General features: G+C 54.6%; 25 protein-coding genes. 10 read left to right on the top strand and 15 right to left on the bottom strand.

From position 1 onward, the window contains the following. Window position 1: 1 nt before the first annotated feature. Together btsR and L2097_RS02240 are read right to left on the bottom strand one after the other, a co-directional pair. Entirely contained in the window at window positions 2–721 is a 720-nt protein-coding gene (gene btsR / locus L2097_RS02245) for a two-component system response regulator BtsR (RefSeq protein WP_047369573.1), read from the bottom strand. Continuing rightward, window positions 715–2403, bottom strand: a complete 1689-nt coding sequence (locus tag L2097_RS02240; RefSeq protein WP_047369572.1) for a sensor histidine kinase — start codon at window positions 2401–2403, stop codon at window positions 715–717. The genes btsR and L2097_RS02240 overlap by 7 nt, the downstream gene beginning before the upstream one ends. Window positions 2404–2623: 220 nt before the next feature. On the opposite strand from L2097_RS02240, the gene mlrA reads away from it, so the two are divergent. Together mlrA and L2097_RS02230 are read left to right on the top strand one after the other, a co-directional pair. Then, complete coding sequence (gene mlrA / locus L2097_RS02235) at window positions 2624–3355, top strand: HTH-type transcriptional regulator MlrA (RefSeq protein WP_047369571.1); 732 nt, start codon at window positions 2624–2626, stop codon at window positions 3353–3355. A gap of 58 nt (window positions 3356–3413) precedes the next feature. Continuing rightward, window positions 3414–3527 carry a protein YohO gene (locus L2097_RS02230; protein WP_075203650.1) on the top strand — a complete coding sequence of 38 codons (114 nt, stop codon included), beginning with the start codon at window positions 3414–3416 and terminating at the stop codon, window positions 3525–3527. On the opposite strand, the gene L2097_RS02225 is transcribed toward L2097_RS02230, so the two are convergent. From L2097_RS02225 to bglX, 5 genes are all read right to left on the bottom strand, one after another. Beyond that, entirely contained in the window at window positions 3502–4239 is a 738-nt protein-coding gene (locus L2097_RS02225; protein WP_047369570.1) for an ABC transporter permease, read from the bottom strand. The genes L2097_RS02230 and L2097_RS02225 overlap by 26 nt on opposite strands. Further along, the gene (locus L2097_RS02220) at window positions 4223–5170 is read right to left on the bottom strand and encodes an ABC transporter ATP-binding protein (RefSeq protein WP_250352039.1); all 948 of its coding nucleotides are present in this window, start codon (window positions 5168–5170) and stop codon (window positions 4223–4225) included. Before L2097_RS02220 ends, L2097_RS02225 begins: the two co-directional genes overlap by 17 nt. Beyond that, on the bottom strand, window positions 5167–6261 hold the full coding sequence (locus L2097_RS02215; protein ID WP_082137115.1) for an ABC transporter permease: 1095 nt from the start codon (window positions 6259–6261) through the stop codon (window positions 5167–5169). The genes L2097_RS02220 and L2097_RS02215 overlap by 4 nt, the downstream gene beginning before the upstream one ends. A 62-nt stretch (window positions 6262–6323) precedes the next feature. Next, window positions 6324–7235: a glycine betaine ABC transporter substrate-binding protein OsmF gene (gene osmF / locus L2097_RS02210; RefSeq protein WP_047369567.1), complete on the bottom strand. Its 912-nt coding sequence runs from the start codon at window positions 7233–7235 to the stop codon at window positions 6324–6326. Window positions 7236–7408: 173 nt separating this feature from the next. Continuing rightward, window positions 7409–9706, bottom strand: a complete 2298-nt coding sequence (gene bglX, locus L2097_RS02205; RefSeq protein ID WP_250352038.1) for a beta-glucosidase BglX — start codon at window positions 9704–9706, stop codon at window positions 7409–7411. A 174-nt stretch (window positions 9707–9880) separates the two neighbouring features. On the opposite strand from bglX, the gene dld reads away from it, so the two are divergent. Then, window positions 9881–11587: a D-lactate dehydrogenase gene (gene dld, locus L2097_RS02200; RefSeq protein WP_250352037.1), complete on the top strand. Its 1707-nt coding sequence runs from the start codon at window positions 9881–9883 to the stop codon at window positions 11585–11587. Between the two features lie 137 nt (window positions 11588–11724). Beyond that, window positions 11725–12279, top strand: a complete 555-nt coding sequence (locus tag L2097_RS02195) for a GNAT family N-acetyltransferase (RefSeq protein ID WP_047369564.1) — start codon at window positions 11725–11727, stop codon at window positions 12277–12279. Here L2097_RS02195 and pbpG read toward each other — a convergent pair whose 3' ends face one another. Further along, a complete protein-coding gene (gene pbpG, locus L2097_RS02190) occupies window positions 12280–13218 on the bottom strand; it encodes a D-alanyl-D-alanine endopeptidase (RefSeq protein WP_047369563.1) in 939 nt (312 codons plus the stop codon). A gap of 171 nt (window positions 13219–13389) precedes the next feature. Beyond that, window positions 13390–13977: a Yip1 family protein gene (locus L2097_RS02185; protein ID WP_047369562.1), complete on the bottom strand. Its 588-nt coding sequence runs from the start codon at window positions 13975–13977 to the stop codon at window positions 13390–13392. A gap of 179 nt (window positions 13978–14156) precedes the next feature. On the opposite strand from L2097_RS02185, the gene L2097_RS02180 reads away from it, so the two are divergent. Continuing rightward, a complete protein-coding gene (locus L2097_RS02180) occupies window positions 14157–14738 on the top strand; it encodes a DedA family protein (protein WP_047369561.1) in 582 nt (193 codons plus the stop codon). Here L2097_RS02180 and L2097_RS02175 read toward each other — a convergent pair whose 3' ends face one another. After that, entirely contained in the window at window positions 14739–15506 is a 768-nt protein-coding gene (locus L2097_RS02175; protein ID WP_047369560.1) for an SDR family oxidoreductase, read from the bottom strand. It abuts the gene before it with no gap. A gap of 111 nt (window positions 15507–15617) precedes the next feature. Here L2097_RS02175 and L2097_RS25835 point away from each other — a divergent pair, with 111 nt between their 5' ends. Then, complete coding sequence (locus L2097_RS25835) at window positions 15618–15701, top strand: small membrane protein YohP (protein ID WP_090085588.1); 84 nt, start codon at window positions 15618–15620, stop codon at window positions 15699–15701. A 55-nt stretch (window positions 15702–15756) separates the two neighbouring features. Here the strand turns inward: L2097_RS25835 and L2097_RS02170 are convergent, their stop codons facing one another. The 5 genes from L2097_RS02170 to L2097_RS02150 all read right to left on the bottom strand — a co-directional run bounded on the left by L2097_RS02170 (window position 15757) and on the right by L2097_RS02150 (window position 21714). After that, window positions 15757–17151 (bottom strand): glycoside hydrolase family 1 protein, encoded by a 1395-nt coding sequence (locus tag L2097_RS02170; protein WP_250352036.1) that lies wholly within the window; start codon window positions 17149–17151, stop codon window positions 15757–15759. Window positions 17152–17166: 15 nt separating this feature from the next. Continuing rightward, complete coding sequence (gene bglF, locus L2097_RS02165; protein ID WP_250352035.1) at window positions 17167–19026, bottom strand: PTS beta-glucoside transporter subunit IIABC; 1860 nt, start codon at window positions 19024–19026, stop codon at window positions 17167–17169. A 141-nt stretch (window positions 19027–19167) separates the two neighbouring features. Continuing rightward, the gene (gene bglG, locus L2097_RS02160; protein WP_047369557.1) at window positions 19168–20001 is read right to left on the bottom strand and encodes a transcriptional antiterminator BglG; all 834 of its coding nucleotides are present in this window, start codon (window positions 19999–20001) and stop codon (window positions 19168–19170) included. A 152-nt stretch (window positions 20002–20153) separates the two neighbouring features. Further along, a complete protein-coding gene (dusC, locus tag L2097_RS02155) occupies window positions 20154–21092 on the bottom strand; it encodes a tRNA dihydrouridine(16) synthase DusC (RefSeq protein ID WP_250352034.1) in 939 nt (312 codons plus the stop codon). Window positions 21093–21171: 79 nt separating this feature from the next. Further along, window positions 21172–21714, bottom strand: coding sequence for a GNAT family N-acetyltransferase (locus L2097_RS02150; protein ID WP_250352033.1), 543 nt, complete (start codon window positions 21712–21714; stop codon window positions 21172–21174). 95 nt (window positions 21715–21809) lie between these two features. On the opposite strand from L2097_RS02150, the gene L2097_RS02145 reads away from it, so the two are divergent. The 4 genes from L2097_RS02145 to cdd all read left to right on the top strand — a co-directional run bounded on the left by L2097_RS02145 (window position 21810) and on the right by cdd (window position 24948). After that, window positions 21810–22706: a LysR family transcriptional regulator gene (locus L2097_RS02145; protein ID WP_250352032.1), complete on the top strand. Its 897-nt coding sequence runs from the start codon at window positions 21810–21812 to the stop codon at window positions 22704–22706. A gap of 137 nt (window positions 22707–22843) precedes the next feature. Then, window positions 22844–23242, top strand: coding sequence for a CidA/LrgA family protein (locus tag L2097_RS02140; RefSeq protein ID WP_047369553.1), 399 nt, complete (start codon window positions 22844–22846; stop codon window positions 23240–23242). After that, entirely contained in the window at window positions 23239–23934 is a 696-nt protein-coding gene (locus L2097_RS02135) for a CidB/LrgB family autolysis modulator (RefSeq protein ID WP_085005314.1), read from the top strand. Before L2097_RS02140 ends, L2097_RS02135 begins: the two co-directional genes overlap by 4 nt. Before the next feature lie 129 nt (window positions 23935–24063). Next, complete coding sequence (gene cdd, locus L2097_RS02130) at window positions 24064–24948, top strand: cytidine deaminase (RefSeq protein WP_085005315.1); 885 nt, start codon at window positions 24064–24066, stop codon at window positions 24946–24948. The last annotated feature ends 122 nt before the right edge of the window (window positions 24949–25070 follow it).

Below are 25070 nucleotides of genomic sequence, written 5' to 3'. Positions count from 1 at the left end.
GCTACAACCCCAGCGCTTCTTTTAGGTTCTTAAGATAGCGGCGGCTAACCGGCACGGTTTGTCCGTCGCGCAACAGCAATTCAGCCTGGCCGTTATCTTCCAGACGGATCTCTTTCAGATGCGCCATGTTCACCAGATATTGTCGATGGCAGCGCAGCAGTGGCGTACGGCTTTCCAGCGTGCGCAGGGTCAACTCGGTGAAGCCCTCTTTGCCGTCGTGGCTGGTGACATAGACACCACTCATGCGACTGCTCACAAAAGCAACCTCATCCATCTGCAGCAGATAAATGCGGCTATGCCCGGTGCAGGGAATAAATTTCAGCGAAGCCTGATTTTCCGGCAGTACCGACATATCCTGCACATTGCGTTCCTGACGCAGTCGGGTGAGAGTTTTCTCCAGGCGGCGCGCCTCAATGGGTTTGAGCAGATAGTCAAAGGCGTGTTCCTCGAAGGCTTTCACCGCATACTCGTCAAACGCGGTAAGAAAAACCACATACGGCCGATGTTCCGGGTCGAGCATGCCCACCATCTCCAGCCCGCTAATGCGCGGCATCTGGATATCAAGAAACAATACGTCCGGGCGCAATTTATGCACCGCGCCAATGCCCTCAACGGCGTTAGCGCATTCGCCTACAATCTCAATGTCGCTCTCTTCCTGCAGTAAAATACGCAGATTTTCACGCGCCAACGGTTCATCATCAACAATCAGCACTTTTAACATGCGCTTTCCTCCAGCGGGAGTCGTAGGGTAATTCGGGTAAAGATATCCGGCTCACAGGCAACCGAAATGCCGCATTCATCGCCAAAGCGCGCCCGCAGTCGCTTATCCACCAAACTCATCCCTAAACCACTGGCATCGGTTTTGGGCTGATACAGCCCGGCATTATCTTCAATATCCAGCACCAGATGGTCACCGTCCTGGCTGGCATTAATGGTGATTTCGCCTACCCCAAGCAGTTGCGACGTACCATGTTTAATGGCGTTTTCGACAATCGGTTGCAGGGTGAATGCCGGCAAATGGAGATGCGATAGCGCGTCCGGCACGTGCAGTTGAACCTGCAGCCGGGACTGAAAACGCGCCTTTTCAATTTGCAGATACGCATTAACGTGTTCAAGCTCATCGGCGAGGGTGACGATTTCCGACGGCCGCTTCAGGTTTTTACGAAAGAACGTCGACAAATATTGCACCAGCAGACCGGCCTGATCGCTGTCGCGGCGAATCACCGCCATCAGCGTGTTCAGGGCATTGAACAGAAAGTGAGGATTGACCTGAGCATGCAGTAATTTGATTTCCGACTGGGTCAGCAGCGCTTTTTGCCGCTCATACTGCCCGGCAAGGATTTGTGCCGACAACAATTGCGCAATCCCTTCGCCCAGCGTGCGGTTGATGGAGCTAAAGAGCCGGTTTTTCGCTTCATACAATTTGATGGTGCCCACAACGCGCTGGTTTTCCCCACGCAGCGGAATCACCAGCGTTGAACCCAGTTTGCACTGGGGATGCAGTGAGCAGCGGTACGGCACCTCATTACCATCGGCATACACCACTTCGCCACTTTCGATGGCTTTTTGCGTCCAGACGGAAGAGATAGGTCTGCCAGGCAGATGATGGTCGTCCCCCGTGCCGGTAAACGCCAGTAGCTTCTCGCGGTCGGTAATCGCCACCGCGCCGATATCCAGCTCTTTATAGAGCACCTGGGCGACCTTCATGCTGTTTTCTTCGTTAAACCCCTGACGCAAGATCCCTTCCGTCGATGCCGCGACTTTGAGCGCCGTGGCAGAAAACGCCGAGGTGTACTTTTCAAACATGGCCCGCTTGTCGAGCAGAATACGCATAAACAGCGCCGCGCCTACGGTATTGGTCACCATCATCGGGGCCGCGATGCTTTGCACCAGATGCAGCGCGCTCTCATAAGGTCGGGCGATAAGCAGGATGATCAGCATCTGCGTCAGTTCCGCGACGCAGGTAATGGCCCCGGCGGTAAGCGGATTGAAGACCCTGTCGGTGCGGCCACGCTTGATCAGAATACTGTGAACCAGCCCGCCGAGCAGCCCTTCCACAATGGTGGAAATCATACAGCTCAGCGCGGTCATGCCGCCCATTGAGTAACGGTGTAATCCGCCGGTTAACCCCACCAGCCCGCCAACCAGCGGGCCGCCGAGCAGGCCGCCCATCACCGCGCCAATGGCCCGGGTGTTGGCAATCGAGTCTTCAATATGCAAGCCGAAATAGGTCCCCAGGATGCAGAAGATCGAAAAGGTGACATAGCAGAGCAGTTTGTGCGGCAAACGCACCGTGACTTGCATCAGCGGAATAAAAAGACGTGTTTTGCTCATCAGCCAGGCGATAACCAAAAACACACACATTTGCTGGAGCAGCAGCAACACCAGATTAAATTCGTACATACCCGCAGCACCGCGTTGACTGAAAGCGCGTACCTTACATGGAGTCGCGAAGAGATTCTTTGAGGGTTTCCAAAAAAATGTTAATTCGTGCTCATTATCACAATCCTGAAAGGATAATGATACGAAAGGGATACATTTCGAACATTAAACAAACAATTCATCCTGGTTTAAGTCAGAGCGGCTAAAGTTAAAGTGGGGGATTTCTTGCAAAGGTGACATCATGGCGCTTTACACGATTGGTGAAGTGGCGATGCTATGCGATATCAATCCCGTGACTTTGCGGGCATGGCAGCGACGCTATGGCTTATTCAAACCGCAACGTACAGAAGGCGGTCACCGGTTGTTTACCGACGCCGACATCGACCGAATTCGCGAGATTAAACGCTGGATTGATACCGGGGTCCAGGTCAGCAAAGTGCAGACCCTGCTCAATAATGAACCCGAAAATGAACGCAATGGCTGGCGCGCGCAGCAAGAAGTCGTATTGCAGATTCTGCAAAGCGGCAACCTGCAACGGTTGCGTCTGTGGATCAAAGAGCGCGGCCACGACTACCCGGCAGAAACCCTGATAACCCGCCTGTTTATCCCTCTTCGTCGTCGCCTGCAATCCCAGCAGCCCGCCCTCACCGTGATGCTCAGTCTGCTGGATGGGGTATTGATTAACTATATTTGCGTCTGCCTGAATACAGCGCGCAAGAAAAACGGGCGCGACGCGCTGGTTGTCGGCTGGAATGTGCAGGATACGACCCGACTCTGGCTGGAGGGCTGGATGGCGAGCCAGCAGGGCTGGCGGGTCGACGTGCTGGCGCATTCGCTGAGTTATCTGCGCCCCGAGATGTTTGAAGGGCAGACCTTACTGGTGTGGTGCGGCGAGGCGCCCTCTTCGTCACAGCAAAAACAGTTGCACGACTGGCAGCAAAGTGGACATGCCATTTTTCCCCTTGGCATTTAATGGTTCATTAACAGCCCCGCTTCCTCGTATAATACTTTTCTTAACAAAGGAGCGAAAAATGAACCTGTCCAAACTTACCGTCATTGCGATTTTTCTGCTGATGGCGATCGGCGGCATCGGCGGCGTGATGCTCGCAGGCTATTCCTTTATTGTTCGCGGCGGTGCAGGCTGAATAACCGAGCCAGACGCTCGAACCCTCTGTCGACAATAATAGCGGCCAGGGCAACCAGCACGGCCCCTTGCACGACATAAGCCGTATTAAACCCGCTCAGCCCGATGATGATCGGCGTACCCAGCGTGCTGGCACCGACCGTAGACGCAATGGTCGCCGTACCAATGTTGATGATAACGGACGTGCGGACCCCGGTGATAATAACCGGCGCGGCCAGCGGCAGTTCAACCCTGAAAAGTTGCTGCAAGCTGCTCATACCCATCCCTTTTGCCACGCTGTGTACGCTCTCCGGTACAGCGGCAATTCCTGCCAGCGTGCCCTGCAATATCGGCAACACCCCATAGAGAATAAGCGCGATAATGGCAGGTTCGCGGCCAAATCCCATTACCGGTACCGCAATGGCCAGTACCGCCACCGGCGGGAAGGTCTGTCCTACTGCGGCAATGGTCTCCACCAGCGAGCGAAACTCACGGCCCCAGGGGCGCGTCACTAAAATTCCCGCCCCCAACCCAATGACGATCGCCAGCAAACTCGACACGCCCACCAGCCAGAAATGGGCGAGCGCCAGAGCGACAAAACTTTCCTGCTGATAGACGGGTCGTGGCAATTGGGGAAACAGCGAGCCAAAGAGCGCGCCGCTGTATGGCATCGCCAGCAGCAATGCGATGAACACGGCGATAAGCCAGAGCAGCGGGTCACGCAGATGTTTCACTCAGCGCCTCCGTTCTGAGCAGGTCGCGAAAATGCAGCGTGCCGCAGGGTACGCCTTGAGCATCGGCAACAGGCAGCACTTCGCACTGGCGGGCGACAAACAGCGATAAGGCTTCGCGCAATGTCATATCCTCGCGCAGGGGGTCTCCCGCCACCGTTTCCCCCGGTCGCATCCAGGTGCTGACATGGCGCAACGAAAGCAAACGAACGCCCAGTTCGCTGCGGCCAAAAAAGTCGCGCACAAACGGGGTTGCCGGGCGCGTTAACATCTCCAGCGGAGTCCCCTGCTGCACAATCGCCCCACTGTCCATCAATACCAGGTGATCCGCCAGTTGCAGCGCCTCATCGATATCGTGAGTAACCAGAACAATAGTACGACCCAGCAGACGGTGAATACGAATCATCTCCTGCTGCAGCGTACCGCGCGTGACCGGATCCAGCGCGCCGAAGGGCTCATCCATCAGCAATACCTCCGGGTCAGCCGCCAGCGCGCGGGCCACACCAACACGCTGCTGCTGTCCGCCGGAAAGCTGATGGGGGAAACGATCGCGCAGACTTTCATCGAGACCCAGTAAATCCATCAGTTCATCCACCCGCGCGGCGATTTTCGTCCGTGACCATTTTTGCAATTGCAGCACGGTGGCAATGTTGTGCGCCACCGTCCAGTGCGGGAACAGACCTATCGACTGAATGGCGTAGCCCATCCTGCGGCGCAGCTCCAGCACCGGCAGGCTGCGGATCTCTTCGCCGGCAAATAAAAGGGTACCTTCATCGTGCTCCACCAGCCGGTTGATCATTTTCAGGGTAGTGGACTTCCCGGACCCGGATGTCCCAATCAGCACGGAAAACGCGCCGGTTTTACATTCAAGATTCAGATCGCTGACCGCCTGTTGCCCGGCGAAAGATTTGCTGACATGCCTGAATTCAATCATGGCTGTTTTACCTCCAGCAGCGCGATACCCAAAGCAAACAGTGCGTCCACGACCACGGCGAGAGCAATAACCGGGATCACACCCAATAAGACAAGATCCAGTGCGCTACTTAAAAGCCCCTGAAACACCAATGCGCCAAAGCCACCGGCGCCAATGAGTGCCGCAATCACCGCCATGCCCACAGTTTGTACCGTCACCACCCGCAGGCTACGCAGCAAAATGGGTAACGCCAGCGGCAGACGGATATGTAAAAAGCGCTGACGACCGCTCATCCCCATCCCTTTGGCGCTTTCCAGCACATCGGCTGGCACCTGATTTAAGCCCGCCACCACACCGCGAACTAACGGCAGCAACGCATAAAGCACCAGGGCAATCAGCGCTGGCGTGATGCCGGTTCCCGCCACGCCAAGCGAACCCAGCCAGGGAAACTGCGCCACCAGCCCTGCCAGGGGGGCGATCAACAGGCCAAAAAGCGCAACGGACGGCACGGTCTGTATCACATTCAGTATGGCAAATACCGGTTGCTGACGCGCCGGATGGCGATAGCACCACAGGCCGATCCCCAGACCCAGTACCAGCGCGGGCAGCAACGTGCCAAACAGTAATTTCAGATGTTGCGCCAGCGCGTCGTTAAAGACGTCCTGCCGATTCACATACTCTTTAAGCAAAGAGAGCGAATCCAGTTGCCCACTGAGCAACAGCCACAGCGGCAGGAGCCAGATTTGCGCATGCAGCAGCCAGCGCCAGACCGGGTTAACGGTTAACCGCCGGATAGCATCACTGCTGGCCAGTAACGATAGCGCCAGCCACAGCCATAAGCCGCTACCGGGGGAGGTACGGGCGAGCGCACTGCCTGACTGCGCCAGATCGCTGGCCGCCCTGCCCGCGCACCAGACTAAAACGCAAAAGGACGCTTCGCTAAGCAGTAGGGCAGCCAGGCTCGCAAGCCGATGCGGGAGAAAGCTCAAAAGCAGTAGCGCCGCCGGGAAAAGCAGTCCCCAAGCGGCAAATGCGGGCCAGACCTGCCAAATTGCACGACTTTCCCCGGAGACCAGGCGGTTAGGGGCGTAATTCACGAAGGGCAGTGCCATTGCTGCCAGCGCCAGTACGACCAGCAGCAACAACACGCGATTATGACAACGTCGCTCCACGTTTATTTAATCAGTCCCTTTCCTTTCAGGTAATCGGCGGCCACTTTTTTGGCGTCGAGACCTTCCACTGCGATACTGGCATTCAGTTTCTGCAGCGTTTTTTCATCCAGACTGGCAAATACCGGTTTCAGCCACTCATCCAGTTGCGGGTAGGCTTTCAGCACGGCTTCGCGCACAACCGGAGCGGGCGCATAAATTGGCTGAACCCCTTTCGGGTCGGTCAGCGTTTGCAGCCCCAGCGCCGCCACTGGCCCATCTGTCCCGTAGGCCATCGCTGAATTCACACCGGATGTTTGTTGTGCGGCTGCTTTGATGGTCACGGCCGTATCGCCCCCCGCCAGCGACAGCAACTGCTGCTGGTTGAGCTTGAAGTTGTAAGCTTTTTCGAAGGCCGGCAAGGCATCGGTGCGTTCGATAAACTCGGCGGAAGCAGCCAGTTTAAACGTGCCGCCCTCTTTCAGATAGCGGCTGAGATCCTCAAGGGAGACCAACTTGTTTTTTTGCGCAACATCCTGGCGTACCGCGATAGTCCAGGTGTTATTGGCAGGCGCTGGCGTCAGCCACACCAGTTTGTTTTTCTCCGCATCCAGCTTTTTGACTTTGTCATAGCCTTGTTGCGCATTTTTCCACGCCGGATCGTTCTCCTCTTTAAAGAAAAACGCACCGTTGCCGGTATATTCCGGGTAGATATCCAGTTCACCTGAGGTTATCGCACCACGCACTACCGGGGTGGTACCCAACTGGACTTTGTTGACGGTTTTCACGCCATGGCTTTCCAGTACCTGCAAAATGATATTGCCCAGCAGAGCGCCTTCGGTATCAATCTTGGAACCCACCTTAACCGGCTCAGCCGCCTGTGCGCCTGCGGCCAGCATCAACAACCCTGCTGCGCTCCATTGCGAAAGTGATTTCATGCTCGTTCCCCATTGTTTTTGTGGTATCTGGATTTCTGGCTGTGCAAAAAGCGTAGTAGAGAATCGACCGGGAATAAATCAGTCGTTCAGATTTTGATGTTTCTGATTAGACGAAGCGGTTATAACGCGAAGGATTTAAAGATGAAAGGCCGCTAAAAAGCGGCCTCGGAAGATTACTGGAGGGTAAATTCGCCCTGTTTCACACGGGCTGAATCCAGACCGATAAAGACATTGAATTTGCCAGGTTCTGCATCGTATTTCATGCGTTGATTCCAGAACTTAAGCGCCTCGATATCGATCGGGAAGCTGACCGTTTTGGTTTCGCCGGCTTTGAGATCCACTTTTTCGAAACCGCGCAACTGCTCAACCGGGCGACTCATCGAAGCCGTTACATCCTGCAGGTACAGCTGAATGACCGTTGCACCGTCGCGTTTGCCGGTATTGGTGACATCAACACTGGCCGTCACTTTACCGTCGCGGGTCATCGTCGGCGCCGACATTTTCACATCGGAGACGCTAAACGTGGTGTAACTCAGGCCGTAACCAAACGGATAAAGCGGGCCGTTGGCCTCGTCAAAGTAACGGGACGTGTACTTGTTCGGTTTATCGGCATTATACGGACGCCCGGTATTCAGGTGGCTGTAATAGACCGGGATCTGTCCGACAGAACGCGGGAAGGACATCGGCAGTTTGCCGGACGGGTTGTAATCACCAAACAGCACATCGGCGATGGCGTTGCCGCCTTCGGTACCGGCAAACCAGGTTTCCAGGATGGCATCTGCCTGCTGGTCTTCTTTCACCAGCGCCAGCGGACGACCGTTCATCAGTACCAGCACCAGTGGTTTGCCCGTCGCTTTCAGCGCGGCAATCAGGTCACGCTGACTTTGCGGAATGGTCAGGTCCGTACGGCTTGACGCCTCGTGCGCCATCCCCTGAGCCTCACCGACGACAGCCACGACGACATCTGATTTCTTCGCCGCTGTAACGGCTTCATCAATCATCTCCTGCGGGCTGCGTTTGTCCTGCACCACAGCTGGTTCATACAAGTTGAGGAAATCGACAATGCCTTTATCCTCAGTGATATTCGAGCCACGCGCGTAGAGAACAGTCCCTTTCGGCCCCACGGCATTACGAATACCCGTCAGCACGGTCACGGATTGCCCCGCCACGCCAGCAGCGGACCAGCTCCCCATCATGTCACGTTTGCTGTCCGCCAGCGCACCGACCACCGCAATGGTCGCGTCTTTTTTCAGCGGCAACGTATCGAGACGGTTTTTCAGCAGCACCAGGCTTTCGCGCGCCACTTCACGGGCTTCTTTACGGTGCAGACGGCTTTCCGCATTGGTGTCTTTCGGATCGGACTCTTTCGGCCCCAGGTGACTGTACGGGTCATTGAACAGCCCCATGTCATATTTCACGTTGAGCACGTGACGGGTCGCGTCGTCGAGTTCTTCCATGGTGACCTTGCCGGATTTGATAAGCCCCGGCAGGTATTTGCTGTAGTACTCGTCGCTCATGCTCATGTTGATACCGGCTTTGAGCGCCACGCGTACGGCATCTTCCGGGTCGGCGGCGACGCCGTGTTTGATCAACTCTTTGATTGCGCCATGGTCGGAAACGGTGATGCCTTTAAAGCCCCACTCATCGCGCAGGACATCTTTAAGCAGCCAGGAATCGGAGGTGGCCGGCGTGCCGTTTAGAGAGTTCAGTGCCACCATCACCGCGCCGCTCCCCGCATCCAGCCCCGCTTTGTACGGCGGCATATAGTCGTTGAACAGGCGCTGCGGGCTCATATCAACGGTGTTGTACTCTTTGCCCCCTTCCACTGCGCCATAGGCGGCGAAGTGCTTAACGCTGGTCATCACCGAATAGCGATCCGCCGGGCTTTTGCCCTGCATGGATTTGACCATCGCGCGGCCCATTTCGGTGGTCAGGTAAGTGTCTTCGCCAAACCCTTCAGAACCACGGCCCCAGCGCGGATCGCGGGAGACATCGACCATCGGTGCCCAGGTCATGTTCAGGCCGTCATCTGCTGCTTCATACGCAGAAACACGACCGACGGTTTTCACCGCTTCGAGGTTAAAACTGGAGGCCAGGCCAAGGCTAATCGGGAACACGGTCCGCTGACCGTGAACCACATCGTAGGCAAAAAACAGGGGAATTTTCAGGCGGCTAAGTCGCATGACCTGATCCTGCATAGCGCGGATATCCGGGCGGGTCACGGTATTAAAGATGGCGCCAACCTGGTTTTTGGCAATCATGTCACGGATGGCTTCTTTCGGATTGTCCGGCCCGACGCTAATCAGTCGCAGTTGCCCAATTTTTTCATCCACCGTCATTTTTTTTAGTAATTCAGTGACAAACGCATCCCTTGCTTGCGGCGTCAGAGGATGGTTACCAAACATCTCTTCCGCCATCACCGGTTGCAGCGCAAGGCTTACGGCGACACCTACCGAACATAGCCATTTCATGTCGTTCACTCTCTCGTTTATACAGCCGCTCACGGGCCTGACCATGAAAAAAACGCAGTGTGCCATAATCGTAGTCTGGCTTGCAGAGTTATTCTCTGATTTTTCTGAGAATTCCTCACTTTCAGACACTATGCTTTAAAGCGAGAATGCTGTTTCACCACCAGGGAGAGGAAAATGTCTTCTACAACTTCCCAGCACCATATCGCTTTTACCCGTGAACTCGGACGTCTTGTTGGCGCCTCGCATGTCCTTACCGACCCGGCCAAAACCGCACGTTACCGAAAGGGTTTTCGCTCCGGTCAGGGCGATGCGCTCGCCGTTGTTTTTCCCGGCACACTGCTTGAATTATGGCGTGTGCTTAGCGCCTGTGTCAGCGCCGATAAGATCATCCTCATGCAGGCGGCGAATACCGGTCTGACCGAAGGGTCCACACCAAACGGCAACGACTACGACCGTGACATTATTATCATCAGTACGCTAAGGCTGGATAAACTGCATTTGATCGACGACGGTAAGCAGGTGCTGGCCTTTCCTGGCACCACGCTTTATTCGCTGGAAAAAGCGCTCAAACCGCTGGGCCGAGAGCCGCATTCGGTTATCGGTTCATCCTGTATTGGCGCATCGGTCATCGGCGGGATTTGCAATAACTCCGGCGGTGCACTGGTGCAGCGCGGCCCGGCGTATACCGAAATGTCGCTGTTTGCGCAGATTGACGAAAATGGGACGCTGCGCCTGGTGAATCATTTAGGCATTGAGCTTGGCAGCACGCCGGAACAAATCTTAAGTAAGCTTGATGACGAACGGGTGACCGATGCCGACGTGCGCCGCGACGGGCGTCATGGTCATGACCATGACTACGTTAGCCGTGTGCGTGATGTGAATGCAGATACACCCGCGCGCTACAATGCTGACCCGGACCGACTGTTTGAATCGTCGGGCTGTGCCGGCAAACTGGCGGTCTTCGCAGTACGTCTGGATACCTTTATCGCCCCCACGCGCCAACAAGTGTTTTATATCGGCACAAACCAGCCGGAGGTGCTGAGCGCGCTTCGCCGCCATATTCTTAGCGAGTTCACCCATTTGCCGGTGGCGGGGGAATATATGCATCGCGATATTTACGATATCGCTGAGCGCTACGGCAAAGACACGTTCCTGATGATCGATAAGCTCGGTACCGACAAAATGCCTTTCTTCTTTACCCTGAAAGGCCGTACCGATGCCCTGCTGGCAAAAGCCCCGGTATTTAAGCCGCACTTTACCGATCGGGCCATGCAAAAGCTGGGGCACCTTTTCCCCTCGCACCTGCCACCGCGGATGAAAAGCTGGCGGGATAAGTATGAACACCATCTGCTGCTGAAAATGTCGGGTGACGGTATCGCCGAGGCGCAACGCTGGCTGGCGGAGTACTTTGAAACGGCGGAGGGCGGGTTCTTCGCCTGTACCACAGAGGAAGGGAATAAAGCCTTTCTTCACCGCTTCGCTGCAGCGGGCGCGGCGATTCGCTATCAGGCGGTACATGCCGATGAAGTAGAAGATATTCTGGCGCTGGATATTGCCCTGCGGCGCAATGATAACGACTGGTTCGAACATCTGCCGCCGGAAATCGACAGCCAGTTGACCTGGAAGCTCTACTACGGCCACTTCTTCTGCCATGTTTTCCATCAGGATTATATTGTGAAGAAAGGCGTTGATACGCACGCGCTTAAAGAGCAGATGCTTGAATTATTGCGTCAGCGCGGCGCGCAATATCCTGCCGAACACAACGTTGGCCATTTGTATGAAGCGTCCGATCATTTAAAACGTTTTTACCTGGAAAATGACCCAACTAACAGCATGAACCCTGGGATCGGAAAAACAAGCAAAAGAAAAAACTGGCAATAGGCGACTGTCTCAATACTTCATCACTGTCTAACTGAGATATATGTTTAAGCCAGGCTGTATTGTGCTCTTCATTCGTACTAAAGTAGCTGGCCAGAGAAACGTTTCTCTGACCTGCTACATTGAGGAGCCACTCCATCATGTCTGCCGTTGATGTTCTGTCCGAAAACGCACTCGTGGTGCGTGATGCCACTCTTGATGATGTTCATGCGATTTCATCTCTCTATGCCTGGCATGTGCTACATGGCCGCGCCTCTTTCGAAGAAGTGCCACCCACTATCGACGAGATGCGCCAGCGTATGCACAAGATCGCCAGTGAGGGGCTTCCCTGGATGGTCGCGCTCTATCACGGCATCATGGTGGGGTATTGCTATGCGAGTCCTTATCGTCCGCGCCAGGCCTACCGCTATACCCTGGAAGAGTCTATTTATGTTGACGCCAGTATGACCGGACGTGGCATTGGTAGCATGCTGATGGATGCGTTGATCGCGCGCTGTGAAGAAGGACCGTGGCGGCAGATGATTGCGGTGATAGGCGACGGGCAAAACAACGCCGGCTCCCTGCGACTGCATAAAAAACACGGCTTCGAAATTGTCGGGCAGTTGCGCAGCGTCGGCTACAAGAAAGGTGACTGGCGGGATACGGTTATCATGCAGCGCCCACTCAACGAGGGTGACTGGACGCTGCCGGAATAATTAGTCGTTTTGCGCGGTTTGTGCGCCGTGGTTTTCCACCATTTGCGCCGCTTTCTGGCGCTTGTAGCTTAACGCCGCAGCAGGCACAGGCTGTGCTTTCCCGGTTTCAATCCAGGTACGTAGACGGCTGGCATCCGCAAAGTGGGTATACTTGCCGAAAGCATCCATGACCACCAGGGCAACCGGCTTATTGTTAATGACGGTGCGCATCACCAGGCAGTGACCGGCCGCATTGGTAAACCCGGTTTTGGTCAGCTGAATGTTCCAGTTATCGCGATACACCAGATGGTTAGTATTACGGAACGGCAGCGTATATCCCGGATTACTGAATGTCGCCATGTCTTCCCGCGTGGTGCTCAACTGGCCCAGCAGTGGATACTGCTTCGTGGCCACCAGCAGTTTAATCAGGTCGCTTGCCGTGGACACATTGCTGGTTGATAAACCCGTCGGTTCAACATAGCGGGTGTGGGTCATGCCCAGCGCCTTCGCTTTCGCATTCATCGCACGAATAAACGCGTCATATCCGCCAGGATAATGGTGCGCAAGGCTCGCCGCCGCGCGGTTTTCCGAGGACATCAGTGCCAGCAGCAGCATATCTTTGCGACTGATTTCACTGTTCAGGCGTACGCGGGAGTAAATCCCTTTCATTTCCGGCGTATGGCTGATATCGACTTTTATTTTTTCATCCAGCGGCAGATGAGCATCCAGTACCACCATTGCGGTCATGAGCTTAGTGATAGAAGCGATAGGACGCACCAGCTCCGGGTGGCTGGAATAAATAACCTGGTTAGTTTGTAAATCGACAATCATCGCGCTACCGGAGGCAATTTCAGGTTGCGCGGACGCCGTTGCCGCAGCGGTTTTTGCCAGCGCCTGCGGTGCGACGGGCACGGCAAACATAAGCGCGAGGCTTAATAAAGAAATTCGGATTTTCAGCATGGTGTGACTTCTGATGATTATTCATGCACGTAATTACGCACACCGCATCTGTTTTGGAAATGAATAACAGAAGCTGGCCCTGGCATAATAGCCGCCACGCCCGCATGTCGCCACACAAGATTCATTGCAGAAGATTGCGTTGCGGGTACTTCAACCAGCAACGCAATGTGATTAGAACAGACGGTAGCCGTAACCCCAAAGAATGACCGTGAGCGCCAGCAGCACTTCAAGGACCAGCACGCCAATCGCCAGAGTCGAGCTGGAAAAACTTAACCCTTCCTCTCTGTTGATATTGAGGAAGGTCGGTATCCCGACATAGAGCAGATAACCGGTATAGAAGAGCGCGACGGTACCCACCAGCGCACACAGCCAGACCAGCGGATAGAGCGCCACAATTCCGCTCAAAAATAACGGCGTTGCGACATAACCGGCAAACACCATACAGCGTGCCAGGGAAGGACGCTGAGGGTAGTTCCTTGCCATCCACCAAATGACTCGGCCCATCACCGCCACACCGGCCAGCATCAGGGCATAGAAGATCACAGCCAGATAAAACGCGGTAAACCAGTTCAACTGAACCACGCTCTCTTCACCAAAATTCCAGCCTATTTGGGTCGTGCCAATAAAAGCACAGATAACGGGAACGGCCGCCATGATCAGTACATGGTGGGTGTAGTGATGCGAAACGGTTTCGTTTTCGCCCTTGATGACCTGCATTTCACGATCGGGATGGGAAAAAAGTCCCCAGACATGGTTCATAACGCCCCCTTGCTGAATGCCCGAATACAGACTCCCTAAGTATACGTCACTCTGCTGGTTATTTTGTGTTCAGATCAAAAAATCCGTCACGACAATCGGTGCAGCGAAGCCGTAGTTATCGGCGCAATCAATTCATAGGGTGTATGCTTATGGGGTTTAACGGGAGAATTGTTGGACCTATGGATATGAATCATCTTATCAGCCAGTACGGCTATGCCGCGCTGGTTGTTGGTAGTATTGCTGAGGGGGAAACCATCACTCTGCTCGGTGGCGTTGCCGCGCATCAGGGGCTGCTGAGGTTTCCGCTGGTGGTTATGGCCGTTGCGCTGGGTGGGATGATGGGAGACCAGTTGCTCTATTTACTGGGGCGGCGGTATGGCATGAAAATTCTGCAACGCTTTTCCCGCCACCAGGACAAAATTCACCAGGCGCAACGCATGATCAACCGTCGCCCGTGGCTGTTTGTGATCGGTACGCGGTTTATGTACGGCTTTCGTATTATTGGGCCGCTACTCATCGGCGCCAGCCATCTGCCCCCGAAAATCTTCCTGCCCTTGAATATTTTTGGTGCCATCGTCTGGGCATTAATTTTCACGACGTTAGGTTATCTGGGCGGGGAAGTTATCGGGCCATGGCTGCATCAGTTTGACCATCACCTCAAAAAGCTGATTTGGCTGGTGCTGGCCGTGGTCGTGGTTTTTTCCGTACGCTGGTGGCTGCGGCATCGGCAAAAAAAACGCCGCAACCCACCGTCAGAGTAGTTAATGATGGCTGGCGTTGAACTGTGGATTCGCCAGCATAAAACCGCCGTCCACAATGAACGACTGCCCGGTGGTATAACTGGCATCCTCCGAACAGAGCCAGGCCACCAGGCTTGCGATCTCCTGCGTTTTACCGGGTCTTGCCAAAGGGATGATGGGCATGGAGCCCGGTTTGGCATCATCATCGCTCATATTATTCATTGGCGTCGCAATCGCACCGGGCGCGACCGCATTAACCAGTATGTTGTCACTTACAAGCTCCAGCGCCATGGATTTGGTTAATCCGCCCAGCGCATGTTTCGCCGCCGTGTAGGCGCTGGCCTCGGGTAGAGGGGTGTGTTCATGCACAGAGGTGATATTCACAATACGTCCCCCCTGCCCCTGCTTAACCATATGCCGGGCGGCAATTTGTGAACACAGCAGCGCCCCTTCGACATCCACGGTAAAAATCTTCCGCCACGCTTCCAGAGTGACATCCAAAAACGGTGCTTTGGTCATTGCGCCGGCATTGTTAACCAGGGCATCGACACGACCAAACGCGTTAATCAATGTCTCGATGGCATTGGCGCCGTCCGGCAGATGGCTTAAGTCGAGCTGGATAATACGGGCCTGTCTGCCGCGTGCTTCAACCTGTTGCGCAGTCTCGCGCGCCCCGCTGTCATCCGAGTGCCAGGTAATGCCGATATCAAAACCTTTTTCTGCCAGCATTAGCGCGCAGGCTTTACCGATACCTGAATCCGCTGCGGTCACAATAGCGACTTTCTGCATTGTCTTTCCCCTCCGGTCGTGAAGCCAAAACTTCAGTATAGAGAAAAGGCATATTTCTGAACGATTGCTACACTTTGCGGTGAGTTACACGATCAAGGGAGAGAAAAAATGTTGAAGGTATTGCTGTGGGTTATTTTGATTATCTTTTTGATTGGGCTGTTGGTGGTCACCGGCGTGTTTAAGATGATTTTCTAAAAACTCCCCCTCACCTCTGCGGAAGTGAGGGGTTATTTCGAGCGACGACCGCCGCTTAGCGCTTAAGCGATGCCCCGTTACTGCCGATCACCTCTTTATACCACCAGAAGCTTTTTTTACGGCTGCGAGCCAGCGTACCCTTGCCTTCGTCATCGCGGTCAACGTAAATAAAGCCGTAGCGTTTGGAAATCTCCGCTTTCGACGCGCTCACCAGATCGATAGGCCCCCAGCTGGTATACCCCATCACCTCCACGCCGTCGTCGATGGCTTCGCGAACCTGTACCAGATGATCATTGAGATAGCTGATACGGTAATCGTCATTGATAGTGCCGTCGGCCTGGAGTTTGTCTTTCGCGCCCAGCCCGTTTTCCACAATAAATAGCGGTTTCTGCCAGCGATCCCACATGACATTCAACAGCGTGCGCAGGCCAACCGGGTCAATCTGCCAGCCCCACTCCGAGCTTGCGAGGTGCGGGTTTGGCACCATGCTGAGAATGTTGCCGCGTGCTTTCTGGTTCAGCTCTTCGTCAGTGGTGACGCAGCCGGTCATATAGTAGCTAAACGAGATAAAGTCGATGGTGGTGCGCAGCGCGTCGCGATCCGCATCGGTAATGTCCAGCTTGATGCCGTTATCACGGAAGAAACGCCGCATATAACCCGGATATTCGCCACGGCACTGCACATCGCCAAAGAACTGCCAGGTACGGTTTTGCTGCAGTGTTTCCAGCACATCTTCCGGCTTGCAGCTTAGCGGATACATCAGGCCGCCGAGGATCATATTGCCGATTTTGGCATCCGGAATAATGTCGTGACAGGCGCTGACCGCCAGCGCGCTCGCCACCAGTTGATGGTGAATTGCCTGGAAGATCTCTGCTTTACTGCTCTTTTCCGACAGGCCAACACCGGTCATCGGCGCATGCAGCGACATGTTGATCTCATTAAAAGTCAGCCACAGTTTCACCTTGTGCTTATAACGTTCAAACACCGTGCGGGCATAACGCTCAAAGAAGGCAATAGTCTGACGGCTACCCCAACCACCGTAGCCTTTCACCAGCCCCCACGGCATTTCGTAATGGGATAACGTCACCAGCGGTGTCATGCCTTTGCTCAGCATTTCGTCGAACAGCTTGTCGTAAAATGCCAGACCTGCTTCGTTGGGCGTGGTTTCATCACCGTTAGGGAAAATACGCGTCCAGGCGATGGAGATACGCAGGCAGCTAAAACCCATTTCAGCAAACAGGGCGATATCTTCCGGGTAGCGGTGATAAAAATCGATAGCAACATCTTTCAGGCCGCTGTCGCCTGCCACTCGTTCTACCACGTCACCGAACACGCCTTTTGGTTGTACGTCAGAGGTGGAAAGGCCTTTGCCGTCTTCCAGATACGCGCCTTCCACCTGGTTTGCAGCGATAGCGCCGCCCCATAAGAAGTCATTCGGGAATGTATTCATTGATATCTCCTTTGATTAACGATTGACGGCCAGCAGCGGCATACCGGATTCCACCGATGTCGATGCCACGGTCGTCACAGCGCGATAGTCGTCACTGTTGCTGATAATGATGGGCGTTGCCAGATCGTATCCGGCTGAGAGGATCGCATCGCGATCGAACTCCAGCAGTAAATCGCCAGGCTGTACTTTATCGCCAACGCTGACATGCGCGGTAAAGGGCTTGCCCTCCAGCCTGACGGTATCGATGCCCACATGAATCAGCACTTCAATACCACTGTTGCTTAATAAACCGATGGCGTGTTTGGTCTGAAATAGCGACGCCACTTCACCAGCAAACGGTGCAATCACTTTATTGTCCGAGGGAATAATCGCTGCCCCCTGGCCGAGCAGCCCGGCGGCAAAGGTACTATCCGGCACCTGCCCGAGCGCCAGAACGGTGCCGGTCATCGGAGAGAGGATGTCGTCTTCACCCGGCACAACGGCAATCGGTTTTGCCACCACGGTCGTTTTCGGCATCCCCGCCACAAAGGTCAGGATGCACGCGAGCAACAGGGAAACTACGGTGCCCAGAATCCCCCCCCACAGCGTCGCGTCCACACCGCCCGGCGGGATCATCTGTGCCAGCGTAAAGACATTCGCAAAGCCAAACGAGTAAACGTGGCTGTTGCTAAAGCCAACAATCGCGCCGCCGATAGCGCCGGAAATACAGCCGAAAATAAACGGACGGCGCAGTGGTAGCGTCAAACCATAGACCGCGGGTTCAGTGATACCGAAGATACCGGCGGTAGCCGCCGAACCGGCCAGTATTTTCTGACGAGGGTCGCGGGTACGCAGGAAAATCCCCAGTACCGCCCCTACCTGGCCCAGCACCGCTGGCAGCAAAATGGGCAGCATGGTGTCCTGGCCGAATACGGTCAGGTTATTGATCATCAGCGGTACCAGCCCCCAGTGCAGGCCGAAAATCACACACACCTGCCACAGCGCCCCCAACGCTGCGCCAGCAAGCCAAGGCGCAAAGATGTAAATGGCCTGATAGCCGTACGCCAGCCCCTGGCTCAGCAAGGTCGCCAGCGGACCAATCACCAGAAAGGTCAGCGGAACCGTAATCGCAATACAGATCAGCGGACCAAAGAAGTTCTTCACCGCCGAATGGAGGTATTTATTGCATTGCCGTTCTATCCAGCAGCTAACCCAGGCGGCAAGAATGATCGGAATAACCGAACCACTGTAGTTGATAAAGGTAATCGGGATGCCGAGAAAGGTTTCGCTTATCGCCCCAGGCGCCTGACTTGCTTCAAAGGCTTTAATCATCAACGGGTGGGTTAACGCCCCGCCAATGGCGAGGGTGACAAAGGCGTTACCACCAAATTTCTTCCCGGCGGTGTAACCGAGTATCAGGGGGAAGAAGAAGAACAGCGCGTCGCTGGCAGCAAACCAGATTTGATAAGTTCCGCTGTTGGTTGTCAGCCAGCCGCAAACCACCGCCAGCGCCAGCAGACCTTTCAGGATCCCGGAGGCTGCCATAATACCGATAAAAGGGGTAAAAATACCGGAAACGATGTCGATTATGCGCCCAACAAGAGAGACTTTTTCTCCCTGAACCGGCTCCGCAACCGACGTTTCATCCGTAAGCCCGGCTTCATCACGCACCGCCTGCCAGACGTCATGAACGTGATTACCGACCACCACCTGAAACTGACCACCGCTTTCCACCACCATAATGATGCCAGGGTTGGCTTTCAGCCCGTCTGCGTCGGCTTTCTTATTATCTTTGAGCTTAAAGCGTAACCGGGTGGCGCAGTGCACCAGGCTGGTAATGTTCTCCTTGCCCCCGACGTGGCTGAGAATATCTTTCGCCAGCGCTTGATATTCCATGCTTTTTCCTTACTTCTTATGCCCGAAGGCTATGACTGAGATAAAAAAAAACCCGAGTCCAGCACCTCGCGGGCCGGGCTCAGGTTTTGCCTGCGAGATGCAGTTACAATCCTGTTTTACACTTCATGCTTCACGCTATTTTTAGCGTTTGTCTTTTCGTACACGCTCAATATGAATCGCCAGGAACATAATCTCTTCGGTGGTGAGATTCCGCTGATAGTTTTGTTCCAGATGGCGCGCCACCTTTTCTGCACAACGCCAGGCGCTGGCGTAGTTCTCTTTAACGGCCTGATGCAGCGACACATCATCATCTTCGACCACCGTGCGCGTTAACATCCGCTGCGAGAAAAATTTCAGGTGCGTGACGAACCGATGATAGCTGAGGGACTCTTCGTTATAGTCGAGTTTCAACTGATACTTCACGATATGCAGGATCTCCTGCATCACTTTGGTGATATGCATAACATCCGGCATATCACTGTTAAGCTGGGCGGTGACCAGGTGCAGCGCGATAAACCCGGCTTCATCTTCCGGTAATTCCACCCCCAGCCGTTTGGCGATGATCGCCCGCGCCTCTTGCCCAATCTGAAACTCTTTCGGGTACAGACGGCGGATTTCCCACAGCAGAACGTTGCGAATCACCTGGCCTGTTTTCAACCGTTCAATGGCAAAAAAACAGTGGTCTGTCAGGGTGATATAGAGGCTATCCTGTAACTTCCCCAGCCGACTACGCGCCAGATCGATAATCCGATCGCAGGCTGTCATCACCTCCAGCGGGATTTGATTGAGTAGCTCGCTTAAGCGTCTGACCAGTTCGTCACTCTGCAGGGCAAAAATCTTTTCGATTTTGCTGTCATCCAGCTCATCGCCGGTACGTTTCTGGAACGCGAGCCCCCGGCCCATAACGACCTGCTCGCGTTGTTGTTCATCCAGCACGACCACCACATTATTATTGAGTATTTTGGCGATTTTCATCCGAACCCCAGAAACAAAAAAACCTGACTTCCGGCAAATGCCAGAACATCAGGTTTAGCCTGCTTATGCAGTAACAATCCGTGGGAAACTCTATCAGGTTGCTCTGTTCACTCAATCGAAGCCATGCAAAAACGTGATTATGATCGCAGAGTTCAGGTATTTAACGCCTGAATCGCTCGCGCAATGTCCGGCGAGCTCTTAAGGGTGCGGATTTGTTCAAACAGTGAAATCGCGTCGACATACTCTTTGCGCAGATAGCCCAGCCACTGTTTGATGCGCGCCACGTGGTACATGCCAGTATCACCCTGCTTTTCCAGCCGCGTGTACTTTTGTAACAGCGAAACGACCTCGGGCCACGGCATACGCGGCGCGTTGTGTTTCACTACCCGGCTCAGGTTGGGCACGTTCAGCGCGCCGCGACCGATCATCACCGCATCGCAGCCGGTCGCCGCCATACAATCCTGGGCGCTCTGCCAGTCCCAAATCTCACCGTTCGCGACAACCGGAATGGTAAGTCGCTGGCGAATCTCACCAATGGCCTGCCAGTTAATCCGCTCGGCTTTATAGCCGTCTTCTTTTGTCCGCCCGTGAACCACCAGTTCAGACGCACCGGCCTGCTGAACAGCATCGGCAATTTCAAACCGCCGCGCTCCGCTATCCCAGCCGAGACGCACCTTTACGCTGACCGGCAGATGGGTGGGCACGGCCTCGCGCATGGCTTTCGCTCCGCGATAAATCAGCTCCGGATCTTTGAGCAGCGTGGCTCCTCCACCACTGCCATTCACCAGCTTCGACGGACAGCCACAGTTAAGATCGACACCCCATGAACCGAGTTGCACCGCGCGAGCCGCGTTTTCCGCCAGCCACTCGGGGTATTGTCCCAGCAATTGTACGCGAACCCGCGTACCGGAAGGGGTGCGACTTTGATGGTGCAGTTCAGGGCAGATGCGGTAAAACGATTTTGCCGGCAACAGCTGGTCAACCACGCGGACAAACTCGGTGATACAGTGATCGTAGTCGTTAACCTCGGTCAGCAGCTCGCGCACCAGCGAATCGAGCACACCTTCCATCGGCGCCAGTAATACACGCATACATTGCCCCTGAAAAAATGAGGCGACATAGTAGCGCCTCTGACTCAGGGAGGAAAGAGCGTTTCAAAACGCTCTTGCATCAGGCGGAACGCGGGTAGACGTCCGATGCCGGAAGGGTCAAACTCCCCTCGCCCAGGGGGCGCTGCATAATAACGATATCCAGCCAGCGGCCATGTTTGAAACCGACATTGTTCAGCGTGCCTGTCCGGATAAAACCCGCCCGCTGATGCAGACGCAGCGACCCCACATTTTCACTGTTGCCAACGACGGCAATGAGCTGGCGATAGCCGTGGTTTTCTGCCCATTCTATGGCTTTCGCCAGCAACGCTTTGCCTGCACCGCGCTGGCGAAATTGCTCATCGATATAGATAGAATCTTCCAGCGTGTAGCGATAGGCATAGCGCGTGCGATAGTGTGAAAGGTAGCAATAGCCTTTTACCATCCCCTCATCGAGGATAACAAACCACGGCAACCCGGCGCTGCGAGTCTTGTTCAAACGCGCCAGCATTTCGTCTTTGTCAGGCGCAGTGGTTTCAAATGAGGCGCTGCCATTCACCACATGCCAGGCGTATATTTGCTGCATTGCGCTAATATGCTGTTCTTCTGCTTCGATAATTTCCATTGTCCGGCTCCTGCTCAGGTATGTTGACAGGCTAGCCGTAACGCATAAGTCCAGACATAGCGCTGCGCTTATTACCCGTATAAGGAAAACTTTGGATGGCACACCTCAGTCTCGATCAATTGACGACCTACAGGCTGGTCATCGGCCGGGGCAGCTTTACTGCTGCAGCCGAAGCGCTGGGGATCTCCCAGCCTGCGGTCAGTTTGCAGATGCGCCAACTGGAGACCGCTTTGCAAACCCGCCTGATTGAACGTACTGGTCGCGGCGTTCGTCCGACACCGGCAGGGTTAACGTTACTGGCGCACTGCGAAGAAATTGAAAAAGCCGTCAGTGCTGCCGTGCAATCGGTCGCCATGCACAAGCTCGATATCAGCGGCACGGTTACCCTTGGCACAGGTGCTACGGTATGCATTCATTTTTTGCCAGCCCTATTGCAACAGTTGCGTAAAGACTATCCCCAACTGTCGGTTGGCGTCAGAACCGGCAATACGCAGGACATTGTTCGGGGCGTTGAGGAGAACAGTATCGACATAGGACTTGTTACCCTGCCCGCGATCAGCAGGAACCTGGACGTCACGCCAGTCATGGTCGATGAATTCGTTACCATCACAGCAAAACCGACCCTCGCTGAGTCTGAGGTAGAGACAGAAGAACTGCCGCTGATCGTTTTCGCTTCCGGGAGCAGCACACGCCAGCTTATTGACGGCTGGTTTCAGCGTGCCGGTAAGAATATGTCACCCGTGATGGAGCTCGGCAGTATTGAGGCGATAAAACGAATGGTGCGCGCAGGGCTCGGTTACAGCATTGTGCCGCGGATGTCGGTTACCCAGGCTGAGGATTGCGCAGGCTTAACCGTTGAGCCGCTGGTTCCTGCGCTGCACCGCACGCTTGGGCTGATTATGCGCCAGGATAAAGTCGTAGGTCGCGCAATGCGCGAAGTGATTCACCGCATCCAGGCGATACCCGCCGCAAAGAGTAAAGACAGTGTGTAATCCGCGAACGACAATCTTGTGGTAATGCCTGACGTTCCGGAATGGAATGTTTGGTATGCTCAGAATTCATGATGTGATCGGTAGCACATTTCCGACTTTAATTGTATGATGAATGCGTTTCATCAAGGGTATTCACCATGAGTAAATCACTGAACATTGTCTGGCAGTACCTTCGCGCATTTGTCCTGATATATGCATGTTTATACGCAGGAATTTATATCTCATCACTGCTGCCTATTACCATTCCCGGCAGCATCATCGGCATGTTAATCATGTTCGTCCTGCTGGCTTTGCAAATCCTGCCCGCCAAATGGGTTAATCCTGGCTGCTATGTGCTGATCCGCTACATGGCGCTCCTGTTTGTGCCGATTGGCGTGGGCGTTATGCAGTATTACGATATTCTGCGCGCGCAGTTTGGCCCGATAGTGGTCTCCTGTGCCGTCAGTACGGTGATTGTTTTTCTCGTGGTGAGCTGGACCACTCATCTGGCCCACGGCGAACGTAAGGTCATTGGCGAGAAAGGAAGTGAAGAATGATGGCGTATATCTGGTGGTCGCTGCCGTTAACGCTGGCGGTGTTCTTTGCCGCACGTAAGCTCTCCGCGCGTTTCAAGATGGCGCTGCTTAATCCCTTGCTGATTGCGATGCTGGTCATCATCCCGTTCCTGCTGGTCACCGGCATCCCCTATGACCACTACTTCCAGGGCAGCAAAATCCTTAATGATTTATTGCAACCCGCCGTGGTCGCCCTGGCATTTCCGCTTTATGAGCAATTACATCAGATTCGCGCGCGCTGGAAGTCCATCATTACTATCTGCTTTTTCGGCAGTATTGTGGCGATGGCGAGCGGAGCCGGTATTGCACTGCTGATGGGCGCATCGCCAGAGATTGCCGCCTCTATTCTGCCGAAATCGGTCACCACACCGATTGCCATGGCGGTGGGCGGCAGCATTGGCGGCATTCCGGCAATTAGCGCGGTTTGCGTGATTTTTGTCGGCGTACTGGGCGCGGTCTTCGGGCATACGCTGCTGGATGCCATGCGTATTCGCACAAAATCAGCTCGCGGCCTGGCGATGGGCACAGCATCTCACGCCCTGGGTACCGCGCGTTGTGCAGAGCTGGATTATCAGGAAGGCGCGTTCAGCTCACTGGCACTGGTTATTTGTGGGATTATTACGTCACTGATTGCGCCATTCCTGTTTCCCTTGATCCTCGCGATAGCGGGCTAAAATTTGCGATGTGTCGCGCATTTTTAATTTGAATTGCATACGTTGCATATACAGTGAGATGTTGATCACATATAAAGGCTAAACCGGCCCTTACACTACGATCCCATTACATTGTTATGAGGCAACGCCATGCATTCACGTTTTCACACTGCGTTTCCGACCCTTGCGGAGAATTTACAGGCCGCACTGGCACCGCTGCTGGCGGACGCGGATTTTCCCGCGATGTTAAGCGCAGAACAGGTATCGACTCTGCTTAACGCCACGGGGATGGACGAAGACGCATTGGCTTTCGCTCTGTTACCGTTAGCAGCAGCCTGTGCGCGTACTGAGCTTTCGCACTTTAATGTCGGCGCGATTGCTCGCGGCGTCAGCGGCACCTGGTATTTTGGCAGTAATATGGAATTTCTTGGTGCCACCATGCAGCAAACCGTCCATGCTGAGCAAAGCGCCATCAGCCACGCCTGGCAGCGCGGCGAAAAAGCGCTGGCCTCCATTACCGTTAATTACACCCCCTGTGGTCACTGTCGCCAGTTTATGAATGAACTGAACAGCGGCCTGACGCTTCGTATTAACTTACCGGGACGTACGCCGCATACCCTGGGTGATTATTTGCCGGATGCCTTCGGCCCTAAAGATCTTGAGATCAAAACCCTGCTACTTGATGACCAGGACCACGGGTTCACCCTGAGCGGAGATGCACTCTCTCAGGCGGCCATCGCAGCCGCTAACAAAAGCCATACGCCGTATACACAATCACCGTCAGGGGTGGCTATCGAGTGTCGCAATGGGCGCATTTTCAGCGGCAGCTATGCCGAAAATGCCGCGTTTAACCCGACATTGCCGCCGCTACAGGGCGCATTGAATCTGATGAGCCTTGCCGGGTACGACTACCCGGATATGCAGCGAGCGGTCCTCGCAGAAAAAGCCGATGCCCCTCTCACCCAATGGGACGCGACTGTCGCCACGTTGCGCGCTCTGGGTTGTCAGAACGTTGAGCGCATTTTGCTCGACTGATCCCTTAACTGCGGGCATTTTGCCCGCAGTGATGAAAAACCCCGCAATTGAACGCCCGTTTCTTGCGATTGCCGAACGGGTAAAGTAGCCTTGAGTGAAATTTAACCCTGTATCGAGTTTGT

It is taken from the genome of Citrobacter sp. MNAZ 1397 (genome assembly GCF_023613995.1).
In the GTDB taxonomy this organism is placed as follows: domain Bacteria; phylum Pseudomonadota; class Gammaproteobacteria; order Enterobacterales; family Enterobacteriaceae; genus Phytobacter; species Phytobacter ursingii.
Note: the sequence above shows the minus strand (reverse complement) of the source record. Positions and strands in the feature narration are given on the sequence as shown.